17 protein-coding genes are annotated in these 12641 nt (G+C 72.1%); 8 read left to right on the forward strand and 9 right to left on the reverse strand.

Annotated elements, in window-relative coordinates:
- From QM517_RS17620 to QM517_RS17635, 4 genes are read right to left on the reverse strand one after another with little or no spacing between them, the layout of a single operon-like run.
- The gene (locus QM517_RS17620; RefSeq protein ID WP_283289403.1) at positions 1-1410 is read right to left on the reverse strand and encodes a hypothetical protein; all 1410 of its coding nucleotides are present in this window, start codon (positions 1408-1410) and stop codon (positions 1-3) included.
- Between the two features lies 1 nt (position 1411).
- The gene (locus QM517_RS17625; RefSeq protein ID WP_077049942.1) at positions 1412-1738 is read right to left on the reverse strand and encodes a YciI family protein; all 327 of its coding nucleotides are present in this window, start codon (positions 1736-1738) and stop codon (positions 1412-1414) included.
- 45 nt (positions 1739-1783) lie between these two features.
- Positions 1784-3016 carry an NAD(P)/FAD-dependent oxidoreductase gene (locus tag QM517_RS17630; RefSeq protein WP_283289406.1) on the reverse strand — a complete coding sequence of 411 codons (1233 nt, stop codon included), beginning with the start codon at positions 3014-3016 and terminating at the stop codon, positions 1784-1786.
- Positions 3017-3066: 50 nt separating this feature from the next.
- Positions 3067-3507 (reverse strand): AAA family ATPase, encoded by a 441-nt coding sequence (locus QM517_RS17635; RefSeq protein ID WP_283289409.1) that lies wholly within the window; start codon positions 3505-3507, stop codon positions 3067-3069.
- Between the two features lie 32 nt (positions 3508-3539).
- Between QM517_RS17635 and QM517_RS17640 the strand changes: the two genes are divergently transcribed.
- The 4 genes from QM517_RS17640 to QM517_RS17655 all read left to right on the forward strand — a co-directional run bounded on the left by QM517_RS17640 (position 3540) and on the right by QM517_RS17655 (position 5618).
- Positions 3540-4145, forward strand: a complete 606-nt coding sequence (locus tag QM517_RS17640) for a hypothetical protein (RefSeq protein ID WP_283289412.1) — start codon at positions 3540-3542, stop codon at positions 4143-4145.
- 50 nt (positions 4146-4195) lie between these two features.
- A complete protein-coding gene (locus QM517_RS17645; RefSeq protein WP_283289414.1) occupies positions 4196-4741 on the forward strand; it encodes a hypothetical protein in 546 nt (181 codons plus the stop codon).
- Positions 4742-4818: 77 nt separating this feature from the next.
- Complete coding sequence (locus tag QM517_RS17650) at positions 4819-5217, forward strand: MerR family transcriptional regulator (protein WP_283289416.1); 399 nt, start codon at positions 4819-4821, stop codon at positions 5215-5217.
- The gene (locus QM517_RS17655; protein WP_077049948.1) at positions 5214-5618 is read left to right on the forward strand and encodes a carboxymuconolactone decarboxylase family protein; all 405 of its coding nucleotides are present in this window, start codon (positions 5214-5216) and stop codon (positions 5616-5618) included. The genes QM517_RS17650 and QM517_RS17655 overlap by 4 nt, the downstream gene beginning before the upstream one ends.
- Here the strand turns inward: QM517_RS17655 and QM517_RS17660 are convergent.
- The 3 genes from QM517_RS17660 to msrB form a co-directional block, all read right to left on the reverse strand.
- The gene (locus QM517_RS17660) at positions 5615-5983 is read right to left on the reverse strand and encodes a GntR family transcriptional regulator (protein ID WP_283289420.1); all 369 of its coding nucleotides are present in this window, start codon (positions 5981-5983) and stop codon (positions 5615-5617) included. The two genes, QM517_RS17655 and QM517_RS17660, sit on opposite strands and share 4 nt — an antisense overlap.
- 84 nt (positions 5984-6067) lie before the next feature.
- On the reverse strand, positions 6068-6622 hold the full coding sequence (gene msrA / locus QM517_RS17665; RefSeq protein ID WP_283289422.1) for a peptide-methionine (S)-S-oxide reductase MsrA: 555 nt from the start codon (positions 6620-6622) through the stop codon (positions 6068-6070).
- A gap of 38 nt (positions 6623-6660) precedes the next feature.
- Positions 6661-7119 (reverse strand): peptide-methionine (R)-S-oxide reductase MsrB, encoded by a 459-nt coding sequence (gene msrB / locus QM517_RS17670; RefSeq protein WP_283289424.1) that lies wholly within the window; start codon positions 7117-7119, stop codon positions 6661-6663.
- A 186-nt stretch (positions 7120-7305) separates the two neighbouring features.
- Between msrB and QM517_RS17675 the strand changes: the two genes are divergently transcribed.
- The 4 genes from QM517_RS17675 to QM517_RS17690 all read left to right on the forward strand — a co-directional run bounded on the left by QM517_RS17675 (position 7306) and on the right by QM517_RS17690 (position 11035).
- Positions 7306-8133 (forward strand): SDR family NAD(P)-dependent oxidoreductase, encoded by an 828-nt coding sequence (locus tag QM517_RS17675; RefSeq protein WP_283289427.1) that lies wholly within the window; start codon positions 7306-7308, stop codon positions 8131-8133.
- A gap of 81 nt (positions 8134-8214) precedes the next feature.
- A complete protein-coding gene (locus tag QM517_RS17680; RefSeq protein ID WP_283289429.1) occupies positions 8215-9642 on the forward strand; it encodes a ferredoxin reductase family protein in 1428 nt (475 codons plus the stop codon).
- A 20-nt stretch (positions 9643-9662) separates the two neighbouring features.
- Positions 9663-10184 (forward strand): FMN-binding protein, encoded by a 522-nt coding sequence (locus QM517_RS17685; RefSeq protein ID WP_283289432.1) that lies wholly within the window; start codon positions 9663-9665, stop codon positions 10182-10184.
- Positions 10181-11035: an FAD:protein FMN transferase gene (locus QM517_RS17690; RefSeq protein ID WP_283289434.1), complete on the forward strand. Its 855-nt coding sequence runs from the start codon at positions 10181-10183 to the stop codon at positions 11033-11035. The genes QM517_RS17685 and QM517_RS17690 overlap by 4 nt, the downstream gene beginning before the upstream one ends.
- Here QM517_RS17690 and QM517_RS17695 read toward each other — a convergent pair.
- Together QM517_RS17695 and QM517_RS17700 are read right to left on the reverse strand one after the other, a co-directional pair.
- Positions 10988-11959, reverse strand: a complete 972-nt coding sequence (locus QM517_RS17695) for a sensor histidine kinase (RefSeq protein ID WP_283289435.1) — start codon at positions 11957-11959, stop codon at positions 10988-10990. The two genes, QM517_RS17690 and QM517_RS17695, sit on opposite strands and share 48 nt — an antisense overlap.
- The gene (locus QM517_RS17700; protein WP_077049957.1) at positions 11956-12636 is read right to left on the reverse strand and encodes a response regulator transcription factor; all 681 of its coding nucleotides are present in this window, start codon (positions 12634-12636) and stop codon (positions 11956-11958) included. Before QM517_RS17700 ends, QM517_RS17695 begins: the two co-directional genes overlap by 4 nt.
- Between the last annotated feature and the right edge of the window lie 5 nt (positions 12637-12641).

The following is a 12641-nucleotide window of genomic DNA, read 5'->3' on the forward strand; positions in this document are numbered from 1 at the left end:
TCACCGCCGCGAGCGTCGGGCGAGGAACCAGGCGATCCGCGCGACCGCGAGGAGTTTCCGCAGCCGCCCGGGGCGCCGCACGGTGCCGAAGGCCGCACGGTCAGGGGCGTCCGCGAGGTGGCGCTGGAGCGCGCGGAAGCTGTCGATCTGGCGGGCGAGGAGATCGAGATCGATTGCCGCGTGCGCCGTCTCCGCCAGAAGCGAGACGGGGCCGGTCACGAGGGCGATGGCGGGGATGCCGTTCTCCCACAGCGGCTCGCCCTCGCCGAGGTGCACGACAGCGCCCGGCCGCACCGGCCGCACCGCGGGGTTCCGCCATTCGGTGCGGACGAGCGCGTCGAACTCGCGGGTCGTGGCGTACAGCAGCTCCGGTTCGGCGGTGTCGCCTCCGGCATCCATCGAGGGGTCGTCGTCGCGGCGATGCTTCGCTCCGAGGTGTTCGATGACGAGTCCCGCCACGGCCGTCAGCCCGCCCGCCGCGGGCGACCACAGCTCGGGATGCGCGTGCAGCCAGGCCGTCGTGGCCTGGCCGTGCCTCGTCACCGCCGGGATGCGCAGGTGCCCGGCCACGAAGACGAACACGATCGTCCGGTCGTGCGGGGTGTCGGCCGCGTCGCGGGCGAGCTCGAGGAGACCGATGAACCCGTTCTCCTCCACGGCGTTGCCGCCGTCGCTGTGCGTGACGACGAGGAGGCTCTCGTCGGCGTGCGGGCCCGTGCCCGGCGACACCGCCCAGACGGTGTCCATCGTCGCATCCGGGTGGCGGGTGGCATCCAGGACGAGCGTCGCGGTCGCACCCCGGCGGGCGGCGGCGACGAGACCGTCGCCCTCGGACTCGGGCACCCAGACGGCGGGGAGACCCTGGTGAGGACGGGTGAAGGGCAGGTACTGGCCACGAGCCTCGTGGTCGTCCAGACCCCGCCAGACGGCGACCACGCCGACGACCCCCGCCGCCCGCGCCGCCGTGAGGTCGGTGCCCGCGAGCTCCGACGAGATGACGGGGTTCGCGACGGCGTCGAAGGGGAACCGGCCGTCCCACGACTCGAGGACGAGGGATGCCGGAGCCTCGACGTTGTCGACCTCGATGACGGCGATGCGACCCGCGGCCGACGCCCAGCGCTTCCGCCGACCCGGGAGCAGGATGAGGGGAGCGGTGACGCCGGATGATCCGGTCTCACCGGAGTACGGCCACGCCGAGGCCACCTCGACGGCGTCCCCGTCCACCGTGAGCGACACGGCATCGTCCGCGGCATCCCAGCGCTCGAACGAGTGGGTATCGCGTTCGACCCGGTAGCCGAGCATGGCGAGCTCAGCGGCGACCTCGTCGGTGAGCGTGCGATGGGCGTCGTTCCCGGAGCGTCGAGGCCCGAGCGCGTTGAGACGGTCGATGTGTTCCGCGTACGTCGGCATGTCAGCCGAGGAAGGGACGCAGCTCGACGCGGCGACCGCAGGCGCGCGAACCCTCGATCGCGAGGTCGCGCGCGGTGTCGACATCGGCCGCGTCGATGATCCAGAAACCGGCGACCCACTCCGCGGTGTCGTTCACCGGCCCCGGGGTGACCGTCGGCTCCCCGGACCGCGCGTCCACCACGGTCGAGTCGGCGGGGTGGGCGACGCCGGCGGCGAGGACCCACCGCCCCTCCGCGACGAGGCGGTCGTTGAACGCGTCGATCGCCGCCCCCTCGTCGTCGGTCGCGGAAGAGCTGCGGTCGTCGATGACGTTGAGAAGGAATCGCATGCGGCCACTGTGACACCGACCTCGGACATGCCGAAAGGGGGCGTGTCACCCGAGGTCGCGCAGCACCGCCTCGGCCGCGCGCTGCCCGGAGACGAGCGCGCCCTGGATCGACGCGGTGTCACGGTGGTCGCCGGCGACGTAGCGCCCGTCTCCCAGGCGGACCGGGCGCCGTAGGTGCAGCGGCGGGTCCTGCGCGGGGAGCGCCGCCGCGATGTCGTCGCGCCGCAGCAGCCGCCAGGGCCGGGTATCGGTGCCCCACAGCTCCTCGAGGTGCCGGCGGACGTCCGCCTCCGTCGCGGTGGTCGGTATCACGACGGTCGCCTCGACCAGGTGCTGCCCGCGCGGCGCGTAGGTCGGTGCGGTGTTCGTGATGATCGCGGTGTGGACGATCGGTCCTCGGCGCAGCCCGTCCACGCGCAGTGCGCCGTCGTCGTTGTGGCGCTCGTCGGTGGCGAACCACCACGTCTGAAGGCCCCGCGGGCGGGGGAGCGGGACGTCCAGACCGGGGGTCAGACCGGTGGCCAGGACGACGGCGCGGGCGTCGACGGCATCCGCGTTCTCGATCTCCACGCGCCACCCTCGACCGTGCGGCCGCGTGGCGGTCACCCGATGGGAGAGACGGATGCCGGCCCCCGCCCGTCGCGCGGTGTCGGCCAGCTGCGCGGGGAGAGCGCCGATGCCCGCGGCGGGAACGCCGGGGGTGCCGAGCGCGAAGCTGCGGACCAGCAGCCGCACGAAGATGTCCGAGGACTCCTGATCGTCGTCGGCGAGGACGCCCGCGAGGAACGGTTCGAGGACGCTTTCGCGCAGGGGTCCACGCAACCCGGCCCGGTCCCACGCCTCGGCGAGACGGCGATCGGGACCGCGCTTCACCGCGCGCGGATTCGCGAGGACGGGAAGCGCCCATCGTGCGAGGGGCAGCAGGTCGGTGGGACGTACGAGCCCGCTCCCGAGCGAGGCGGGGATTGTCGCCGGGTGGCGGAGGGGGTGGGCGATGCGGGCCACGCCGTCGTCGAGCCGCACGGAGAGGGCCACCGGGAACCGGCGCAATGCCAGCGCGCCGACGTCCACCCACCGCCGCACCGCCGGATACGCCGGGTTGAGCACGTGGAAGCCGCGGTCGAGGCGGAACCCGTCGACGACGTCGGTACGCTCGCGCCCGCCGACGGCGTCCTCCGCCTCGAGGACGACGACGTCGCGTCCCGCCTCGGCCAGCCGGGTTGCGCACCGCAACCCCGCGAGTCCCGCACCGATCACCACGACGTCGTATCCGCTCACGTTTCGAGCGTATGGAGGGCACGTGGCCGGGGAGCGGGGGTTGCGGCCGCTCAGATGAGCGCCTCGACGGCGTCGGCGAGCTCGGCGACCGGCCGGCGGCCGTCCAGCTCGACCGTCGCCATCCGCCGGAGCGCCGGCTCCACGTCCCGCACGTATCGCCGGATCTCGTCCTGCTGCGCGGACGTCCGACCGTAGGGATTGTCCGTCCGGGTGCGAACGCGCTCGATCAGGACGTCGACGGGAGCACTCAGGAGCACGACCTGATCGAAACGCTCGCGGAACCGGCCCTGATTCTCCGCCGTTCCGCACACGACCACGTCCGGATGGCTGTCGAGCAGGACCGTCATGCGATCTTCGTCCCACGGTCCGCCGTTCCCGTCGGTCCATCCGTCGAGGTCGGTCTCGATGGTGCGGTGACCGCGGCGCGCGAGCTCTGCGAGCAGGGTCGACTTGCCCGCGCCCGACATGCCCGTGAGCAGGATCCGCGCCATGTCCTCACGCTATCCGCCGCTAGGGTGGCGGCATGCGTATGCGACCCCGGGGGCGGGGGCTGTCCATCATCGCCGGCGTGATCCTTGTCGGTGTCCTCGCGGGATGCGCCACGCCGGTGGGGAGCGCCGATCCGTCGCCGACACGCAAGGGCCCGCCGCCCGCGTCGGAAGAGGTGCCAGCGACGGTCGCGACCCCCACGGTCGACGCCGGTGCGATCGCCCGCGCTCACACGTGGCTCGACTCCGCCTCGGTGCCCGACGGGGCCGTCCGCGTGGAGGCGGGAGACGTCCCGGCGTTCCACTCCTACGTGGGGTGGCCGTGCACGCCGGTCGCGACTCTGACGGGGTATTGGCGGATCCCGGATGCCGACGCCGTCGACACCGTGAACTGGATGGCCGCGAACCCGACTCCCGGTCTGACGGTTCCTTTCATGCCGCACTACCCGGCCGGGAGCACGGGCGAGATGGCGGTGGGGCAGCTCCCGACGCCGGACAGCCAAGAGGGCATCGTGTTCGACGTCATGCGCATCTCCGACGGCTCCGTCGTCATCCGTGCCCAGGTCGCCGCGCTCGCCGCGGATGCGACGTGCGCCGACCCGGGCCCGGGTTCGCGCTGGGGTGCTCCCGGTCAGGGGTGAGTCACGGCGCTGGCGCCTGCCATCCGTGCGGGTCGCGGGAGAGGGGGAAGATGGCCAAGACAGCCGCCGACCGTGACCAGCTTCGCGTCATTCGAGACGGGGCGCTGGACGTCGTCCGAGGTGTGTGGTCCGTGATCGCACCGTTCATCGTGTGGTGGGCGGGGCTGTGGTTCTGGCGACAGGTCGACGGCTGCGGGCGTCTCGCCCCGATGCTCGCCGTCCTCCTCATCCTCTCGAGCGTGGCCGCGGTGGTCGTCGTGGGTGCGGTCCCGTGGCTTCCTTTGCTTCGTGGCGCTGGTTCGCGGTGGCCCATCTATCTCGGGGTCGCGACGTCGGCGGCCGTTCTCGCGCTCTATGCCATCGTGATGTCCGCCGCCGTCGCGTTCCCTCTCGTCGGTGGATCATCCCGCGCGGGCGAACTGATCGCATCGGCTGCCCTGGCTCTGGTTCCGTCGCTGACGCTCGCCGGGGCGAACAGTATCGGGCTTCTGACACGACGTTCCGGGAAAGATCGGCTGGCTGTCGCGGCCGCGTGGACGGGGGCGGTGTCGAGTGCCGCCCTGATCGCGTACGCGGTCACGCGGTCCGCATGTTGACCGCCGAAGTGGGCAACCAGGGAGTACCCCGAGCCGGGGTTTGACTTCGAGCGCGCTCGAACTCCTAGCCTGCAGATGTGGCAGAGGACGAGACGGATCTGACGGTCGCGCAGATGAGCGTGGCGACCGGGGTGACGGCGCACACGCTGCGGTACTACGAACGCGCCGGACTGATCCTCCCCGTGGCGCGGAGTTCCGCCAATCAACGGCGTTACTCCGTCGCCGACGTGGAGTGGGTGCGGTTCCTCCTGCGTCTGCGCGAGACCGGGATGCCGATCGCCCGGATGCGCGAGTACGCGGCGCTCCGTGCCGAAGGGCCCGACACGACGGAACTCCGCCTGCGTCTGCTGGAGGCGCACCACGCGGGGCTGCGAGACCAGATCGCACGACTCCGCGCTCACGAGCAAGCCCTGGTCGAGAAGACCGCCACCTACGAAGCCGAACTCGCGGCCCCCACAAAACGGAAGCACCCATGACCGAGACGATGGAACGAGAGCAGCGTTACGCCTCCGGCCGGGCGGTTCTCGACGACATCGACGGGGCCGCCGGGGCGAACGTCATCGATGCCCTCGCCGACATTTCGCCCGAATTGGGCCACCAGGTCGTCGCTTGGGGGTTCGGCGAGATCTATGCCCGGCCGGGACTCGCGCCGCGCGATCGGCAACTCGTGACCCTCGGTATGCTCACGGCGCTCGGCGGCTGCGAACCGCAGCTCGAGGTCCACATCAACGCTTCTCTGAACGTCGGGCTCACGCCGGAGCAGATCGTGGAGGCTCTGCTGCACGCGTCCGTGTACTGCGGCTTTCCTCGTGCGCTGAACGCGACGTTCGTCGCCAAGAAGGTCTTCGCCGAGCGCGGACTGCTGCCCGTCGGTTAGCGCCCCATCTCGTTCCCCAACGCCGCACGCGCAAGGTCCAGCGCATCCGACGGCGCGACACCGAGGTCGCGCATCGCGCGTGCGAACGCGGCGGCGGCGTCCGCGGCGCGGGCGCGCGTGGCATCCGTCCCCGCCGAGACGAACGTTCCGGCGCGGCCGCGGGTCTCGACGAAGCGCGCCTCTTCCAGCTCCTTATAGACGCGCGCCACGGTGTTCGCGGCGAGGCCGAGGTCGGTCGCGAGGGTGCGCACGGGAGGCAGTCGCGTCCCGGTCGGCAGCTCGCCGCCGTCGATCAGCGCGATGATCTGCGCGCGCACCTGCGCGAACGGCGGTGTGGCGGAGGCGGCGTCGACGCGGATGTCCATGGTGCCGCCACCGTACCAACCGTCGGCGCGCGGGGAACGGGAGAGGGCCCGGATGCCATCGCATCCGGGCCCCCTGTTCGAGACTTACGCGGTCGCGTCCTCGCGCTTGGGCAGCACCCAACCGGGGCGCACGAAGTGGCACGTGTAGCCGTTGGGGATGCGGATCAGGTAGTCCTGGTGCTCGGGCTCGGCCTCCCAGAAGGGAGCCTCGGGCTCGATCGTGGTGACGACCTTCGCGGGCCAGATGCCCGACGCGTCGACGTCGGCGATGGTGTCGCGCGCGACCCGCTCCTGCTCGGGGGAGAGCGGGAAGATCGCGGAGCGGTAGCTCGTGCCGATGTCGTTGCCCTGACGGTTCAGGGTCGACGGGTCGTGGATCTGGAAGAAGAACGCCAGGATGTCGCGGTACGTCGTCTTGGTGGGGTCGAACACGATCTCGACGGCCTCGGCGTGGCCGGGGTGGTTGCGGTAGGTCGCGTGATCGTTCGATCCGCCGGTGTAGCCGACGCGCGTGTCGAGCACGCCGGGCTGGCGACGGATGAGGTCCTCGACGCCCCAGAAGCAGCCGCCCGCGAGGACGGCGGTTTCGGTGCCGGGGCGGCGGGTGATCTCGCCGGAATCAGTGGGTCCGCTGGTCATGGTGTTGCTCCTTTTGCGGTTGCGGAAGGGGAAGAGGTTCATGAGGCTCGGGTCTCGCGGAACAGGGACAGGAAGTCGCCGTAGCCCTGCGTCTCGAGCTCCGCCACGGGCACGAACCGCAGCGCCGCCGAGTTCATGCAGTATCTCAGCCCGCCGGCCTGGCGCGGGCCGTCGTCGAAGACGTGGCCGAGGTGGCTGTCGGCGCCGCTCGAGCGCACCTCGGTGCGCTTCATCCACAGCGTCCGGTCGGTCTTCTCCACGACCGCGGTCGCGTCGATGGGCTTGGTGAAGCTCGGCCAGCCCGACCCGCTGTCGAACTTGTCCGTCGAGGAGAACAGCGGCTGCCCCGACACCACGTCGACGTAGATGCCCTGCTCGTGGTTGTCCCAGTACTCGTTGCGGAACGGCGGCTCCGTCGCGTCGTCCTGCGTGACGGCGAACTGGCGGTCGGTGAGGCGGCCCAGCGCCTCCGACGTCTTGCGGTACTCCGTGGTCACGGTGTGGTCCTTTCGCCTGCGATGCCGGTTCAGGCATCACTGAGGAGAACGCGCGGCCCTGCGGTTTTGGTCCCGCGGGGCTGGGAGCGCGCTGTGAGTTCTCGGGCCTCCCGGATGCCGTGGGCAACCCCCCGACCCGGCAGAGGCGCGCTCGCTACCGTGGCGTCCGACACCCCAGGAGGATTCATGCCCCGCACGATCGTCATCACCGGAGCCAGCGACGGAATCGGCGCGGCCGCCGCTCGGCAGCTGCACGAGATCGGCGAGGAGGTCGTGGTCGTCGGACGCAACCCCGACAAGACCCGTCATGTCGCCGACGCGCTCGGGGTGCGCTCCTTCACCGCGGACTTCTCCGACCTCGCGCAGGTGCGCGAACTCGCCGAGACGCTGCGTGCCGAGTATCCCCGCATCGACGTCCTCGCCAACAACGCCGGCGGGATCTTCGGCGAGCGCACGCTCACGGGCGACGGGTACGAGGTCACGTTCCAGGTGAACCACCTCGCGCCGTTCCTGCTGACGAACCTCCTGCGCGAGGTGCTGATCGAGTCTCGGGCGTCGGTGATCCAGACCTCCAGTGCCGCGGCGCGTCTGTTTTCCCGCTTCGCCGTCGACGACCTGCAGGGCGCACACCGCTACTCCGCGTCACGCGCCTACGGCAACGCCAAGCTCGCGAACGTGCTGTTCACGAAGGAACTGAACCGCCGGTTCGGCGACGCGGGACTTTCCGCGGTCGCCTACCACCCGGGTGTGATCGCGTCGAGCTTCGGGTCGACCGGCAGCGGGTCGTGGAAGTTCCTGTACGGCGGTCCGCTCGCGGAGCGCTTCATGACCTCGACCGACGTCGGCGGTGCCCGCCTGACCTGGCTCGCCCTGGGCAAGCCCGGGGTCGACTGGCAGCCGGGCGGTTTCTACGCCAACAACAAGCCCGCCCGGACGCACCGGCGGGCCGACGACCCCGCGCTGGCCCGGCTGCTGTGGGACCGGAGCGCCGAACTGGTGGGGCTCGCATCCTGACAAGCTGTCCATTCCCTATGCGAAGGCCCAGGATGCCGCTTTCTTGGTGAACTCTGGGAGGCCCCCCGCCACGCTGGGCGCATGACCGCCACCACCACCGTTCCTCTCGGCGTGGACCACCTCTCTTCGCCGATCCGACGTGCGCGCACGGCCCGCCGGCGCGGTCGCCTCGGCTGGACCCTCGCCGCGACCGCGCTGATCTGGCTCTCGAGCCTCGCGGTGGTGGCGCTGTGGGTCGCCGGTGGCGGCATCCAAGCCCTTTTCGGTATGGATGCCGAAACCCTCAACACCCTCGGTCGGCTCTGCGGACTGGTGTCGGCGAACCTGCTGCTCTACCAGGTGCTGCTCATGGCCCGGGTGCCGGTGTTCGAACGCGGCTTCGGCCGTGACGGGATCACCCGGATGCACCGGCTCGTCGGCTTCTGGTCGTTCGCGCTGTTCTCGGCGCAAGTGCTGCAGACCCTCGGCTACGCCGAATCCGCGGCGGTGAACCCGATCGTGCAGCTGTGGGAATTCGTGTGGGACTACCCGGGCATGCTGCTGGCCACCGCCGGAACGGGTCTGCTCCTCCTGGTCGTGGCGACCTCGATCCGGAAGGCGCGGAAGCGTCTGCGCTACGAGTCGTGGCACCTCCTGCACCTGTACGGCTACCTCGGGGTCGGGCTGGCCGTGCCGCACATGCTGTGGACCGGTGCCGACTTCACCGCCCACCCCCTCGCCACGGTGTACTGGTGGGTGCTGTGGGGCGCGACGGCGGCGGCGGTGCTCGTCTTCCGCGTCGGTCTGCCCCTGCTCCGTTCGCTGCGGCACGGGCTCCGCGTCTCGACGGTCCACCGGGACGGCGACCGCGGTGTCGCCGTCACGATGACCGGGCGGGGCCTGCACCGGATGCCGGTGCGCGCGGGTCAGTTCTTCGTGTGGCGGTTCCTCGACGGTCCCGGCTGGACCCGTGGCCACCCGTTCTCGCTCGCCGCGGCCCCCGACGGCCGATCGCTGACGATCGCGGCGCGGCTCGTGGGCGACGGCACCTCGCGGCTGGCATCCGCGCGTCCGGGGACGCGCGTCCTCATCGAAGGGCCCTACGGCGAGCTGACGGCGGACGAGCGCACCGGGCGCAAACTCCTCCTCATCGGCGCGGGCGCCGGCGTCGCACCGCTGGTCGCGCTCGCCGAGGGTTCCGCGTGGTCTCCGGGTGAGGCGACGCTCCTCGTGCGCGACCACGCGGAGGGCGACGCTCTGCGCCGCGACGCCATCGGGCGCCTCGAACGCGACCGCGGCCTGCGCTACGCCGCCCTGGTGGGACCGCGTGCTCCCGGAGCCTCGCCGTGGCTGTCGGCCGGCCACGCCGCGTGGAACGGCGTCGACCTCTTGCGCTACGTCGCCCCCGACCTCGACCAGTACGACGTCTACCTCTGCGGTCCGGGGGCGTGGATGGATGCCGTGCGCGCCGACCTGCGCCGCGCGGGGGTTCCGTCGGACCGCGTCCACGCCGAGTCGTTCACCGTCTGAGACCTGAGAGGAAGACAGGAATGAAGAAGATCTTCTACGCCCTGATGGCGACACTCACCGGCCTCGTGCTGCTGTTCAGCTACCGCACGTCCCTCGGCGGCGGCGAGACGGCGGTCGCCCTGCCGGCCACGACCCCGGCACCCGCCTCGGCCCAGCGCGCCACGCCATCGGCGTCGCCCTCCGCCTCCGCGTCGGCTTCGCCGTCGGCCTCGGCGCCGTCGGCCGCCGCCCCGACGCAGGCGGCCCCGGCGTCATCGGGTCTGGCCGACGGCACCTACACCGGCTCGGCCGCGAACACCCGCTTCGGCCCCGTGCAGGTTCAGATCACGGTGTCCGGCGGAGTCGTCACGGACGTGCAGGTCCCCGTCTACCCGTCCGAGAACGGCCGCGACCAGCAGATCAACTCGCGCGCCGTGCCGATCCTCGTGAAGGAGACCCTCGCCGCGCAGTCGGCCGAGATCGACATGGTCTCGGGCGCCACGTACACCAGCACCGGATACCGGACCTCCCTACAGGCCGCGCTCGACGAGGCGCACGTATGAGTGCCCTCCCCGCCGTCACGGTCGTCGAGCCGGTCATGGGGACGGTCGTGACCGTGCAGGTCCGCGGGCGTGCGACGACCGACGCCGCGGTTCGTGCGCAGGTCGACACCGCCATCGCCGCGGTCGTCGCCCGCATGCGCGACGACGAGAGCGTGTTCTCGACCTATCGCGCCGACTCCGACGTGAGTCTGCTGCGCGACGGCCTCCGCGGGCTCGACGACGTCGACCCCCGCGTGCGCGAGGTCGAGGGGCTGTGCCGTCGCCTCCGAGACGACACCGGCGGCGTCTTCGACGCGTGGTGGCGCGGATGGTTCGACCCCACCGGCGTCGTCAAGGGGTGGTCGGTGGATGCCGCGTCCGCCGCGCTCGTCGACGTCCTCGCGCTTCCGGGGGTGGAGGCCGCGGCGGTCAACGCCGGCGGCGACATGCGCCTTCTCCGGGCTCCCGGGAGCGGGCACGTGTGGAACGTCGGCGTCGCCGACCCCGAGGACTCCGCGGGTGTCCTCTCCACCATCGCCCTCGCCGAGGGGGCCGTCGCGACGTCCGGGACGGCCGAGCGCGGGACGCATCTGATCGACCCGCGCTCCCTGCGGCCGGTGCCCGGACTCGTGTCGGCGACCGTCGTCGCCGACACCCTCACCGTGGCGGACGTCTGGGCCACGGTGGCGGCCGTCGCGGGCGTCGACGACCTCGAGGCCGTCCGCACCGCGCCGGTCGCCTCCGGGATCGTCTGGGCCGACGGACGCGTCCGCCGGTGGGCGGGTGGCATCGAGATCGACCGTTTCCAGAGCCTCGTCGACCCGTCAGCGGGCGCGGGGGAGCCGGAGCAGGAAGATCGTGCCTTCGGCTGAGGTGCGTTCGACGGCGATCGTGCCTCCGTGCCGCTCGGCGGCCTCGCGGACCAGCGCCAACCCGAGACCGAATCCCCGGCGACGCCCCGACTCCGCGCCGCGCGCGAACCGCTCGAAGATGCGCTCCTGATCCTCGGGGCGGATGCCCCCACCCGCGTCGATCACCCTAATCTCGACGGTGTCGCCGGCGACGCCCGCGGTGACGCGCACGGCGCTGCCGCCGGGGGCGTGGCTCACAGCGTTGTCGATGAGCGCGATGCCCACCCGCGTGAGAGTGACCGTCGGCATGGCGACCCGGAGACCCTCCGGTCCCCCGTCGACCTCGACCACGACCCCCGCCTCCGCGGCGAGCGGTGCCACCACCGCCTCCGCGGACCGGAGGCCGTCGGCCACGGCCGCGGTCCCGTCCGCGGACGCCGCCCCCTCCGCCGACAGCAGCATGTCGGTGAGGACGTCGTCCATGAGGTCGGCGTCGCGCCGCAGCCGGTCGAGGGTGTCGTCGAGCGGTTCGCCGCGCGCGAGACGCCGCTGCGCGATCTGCACGCGGCTGCTGAGCGCCGTGAGGGGCGTCCGCAGTTCATGGCTGGCATCCGAGACGAAGGCCCGCTGGCGTCGGAGCGCTTCGTCGAGCGGTCGGACCGACCATCGGGATGCCGCCCACCCCACGACGCCGATCACGGCGACGCCGAGCAGCCCGAGGCCGAGCACCCACGGCAGGACGTCGTCGAAATCGACCACGACGCGATCGCCCGGGAGGCCGCCGCGACCCCCGTGGTGGTCGGTCTCCCTCCGCGCGCCGGTCAGCAGCACGCCGACCAGGATCGCCACGCCGATCGTCAGCGCGACCGCGGAGGCGCCCCCGACCAACAGGCCGACCCGCGCCCCCGCCCGCCGGACGACCCGACGGTCCTCCGCGGCGCTCACCGGGCACCGCCCGCGCGGTAGCCGCGTCCTCGGACGGTCTCGACCACGTCCGGGGCGCACTTGCGCCGGAGATAGTGCACGTAGGTGTCGACGGTCGTGACCGCGTCCACGGAGGAGAAGACGTCGCGGGCGATCTGCTCGCGCGAGAACACGTGGTCGGGGCTCGAGGTGAGCAGGTCCAGCAGAGCGTTCTCGGTGGCGGTGAGCGTCACCCGCGCACCGGACGGGGCGTACACCGCCGCGGCATCCGGCACGTACGTCCAGTCCGCCACGGCCCGCCGGCGGCCCTCGGCGCGGAAGCCGCGCAGCAGGGCGCGCAGACGCGCGAGCAGCTCGTCGTAGTCGAACGGCTTGACGAGGTAGTCGTTCGCGCCGGCATCCAGGCCGTCGACGCGGTCGGCCACCGACCCCAGGGCGGTGAGCAGGAGAACCGGGGTGGTGATGCGCGCCGTGCGCAGAGCCTGGACGATGTGCTCTCCGTCGAGTCGGGGGAGCCGTCGGTCCAGGACGATGAGGTCGAACCGTTCGCGCAGCGCCCGGTCGCGCGCGGCCACCCCGTCGCTCTCGTGCGTGACGTCATACGCCTCGGCGAGCACCTCGGTGGTCATGGCCGAGATCTCGCCGTCGTCCTCGACGTAGAGCAGGCGGGGCCGCCGGGTGTCGTCGGGGGTGCTCATCGGGC

Source organism: Microbacterium sp. IEGM 1404 (assembly GCF_030056775.1).
Taxonomy (GTDB): domain Bacteria; phylum Actinomycetota; class Actinomycetes; order Actinomycetales; family Microbacteriaceae; genus Microbacterium.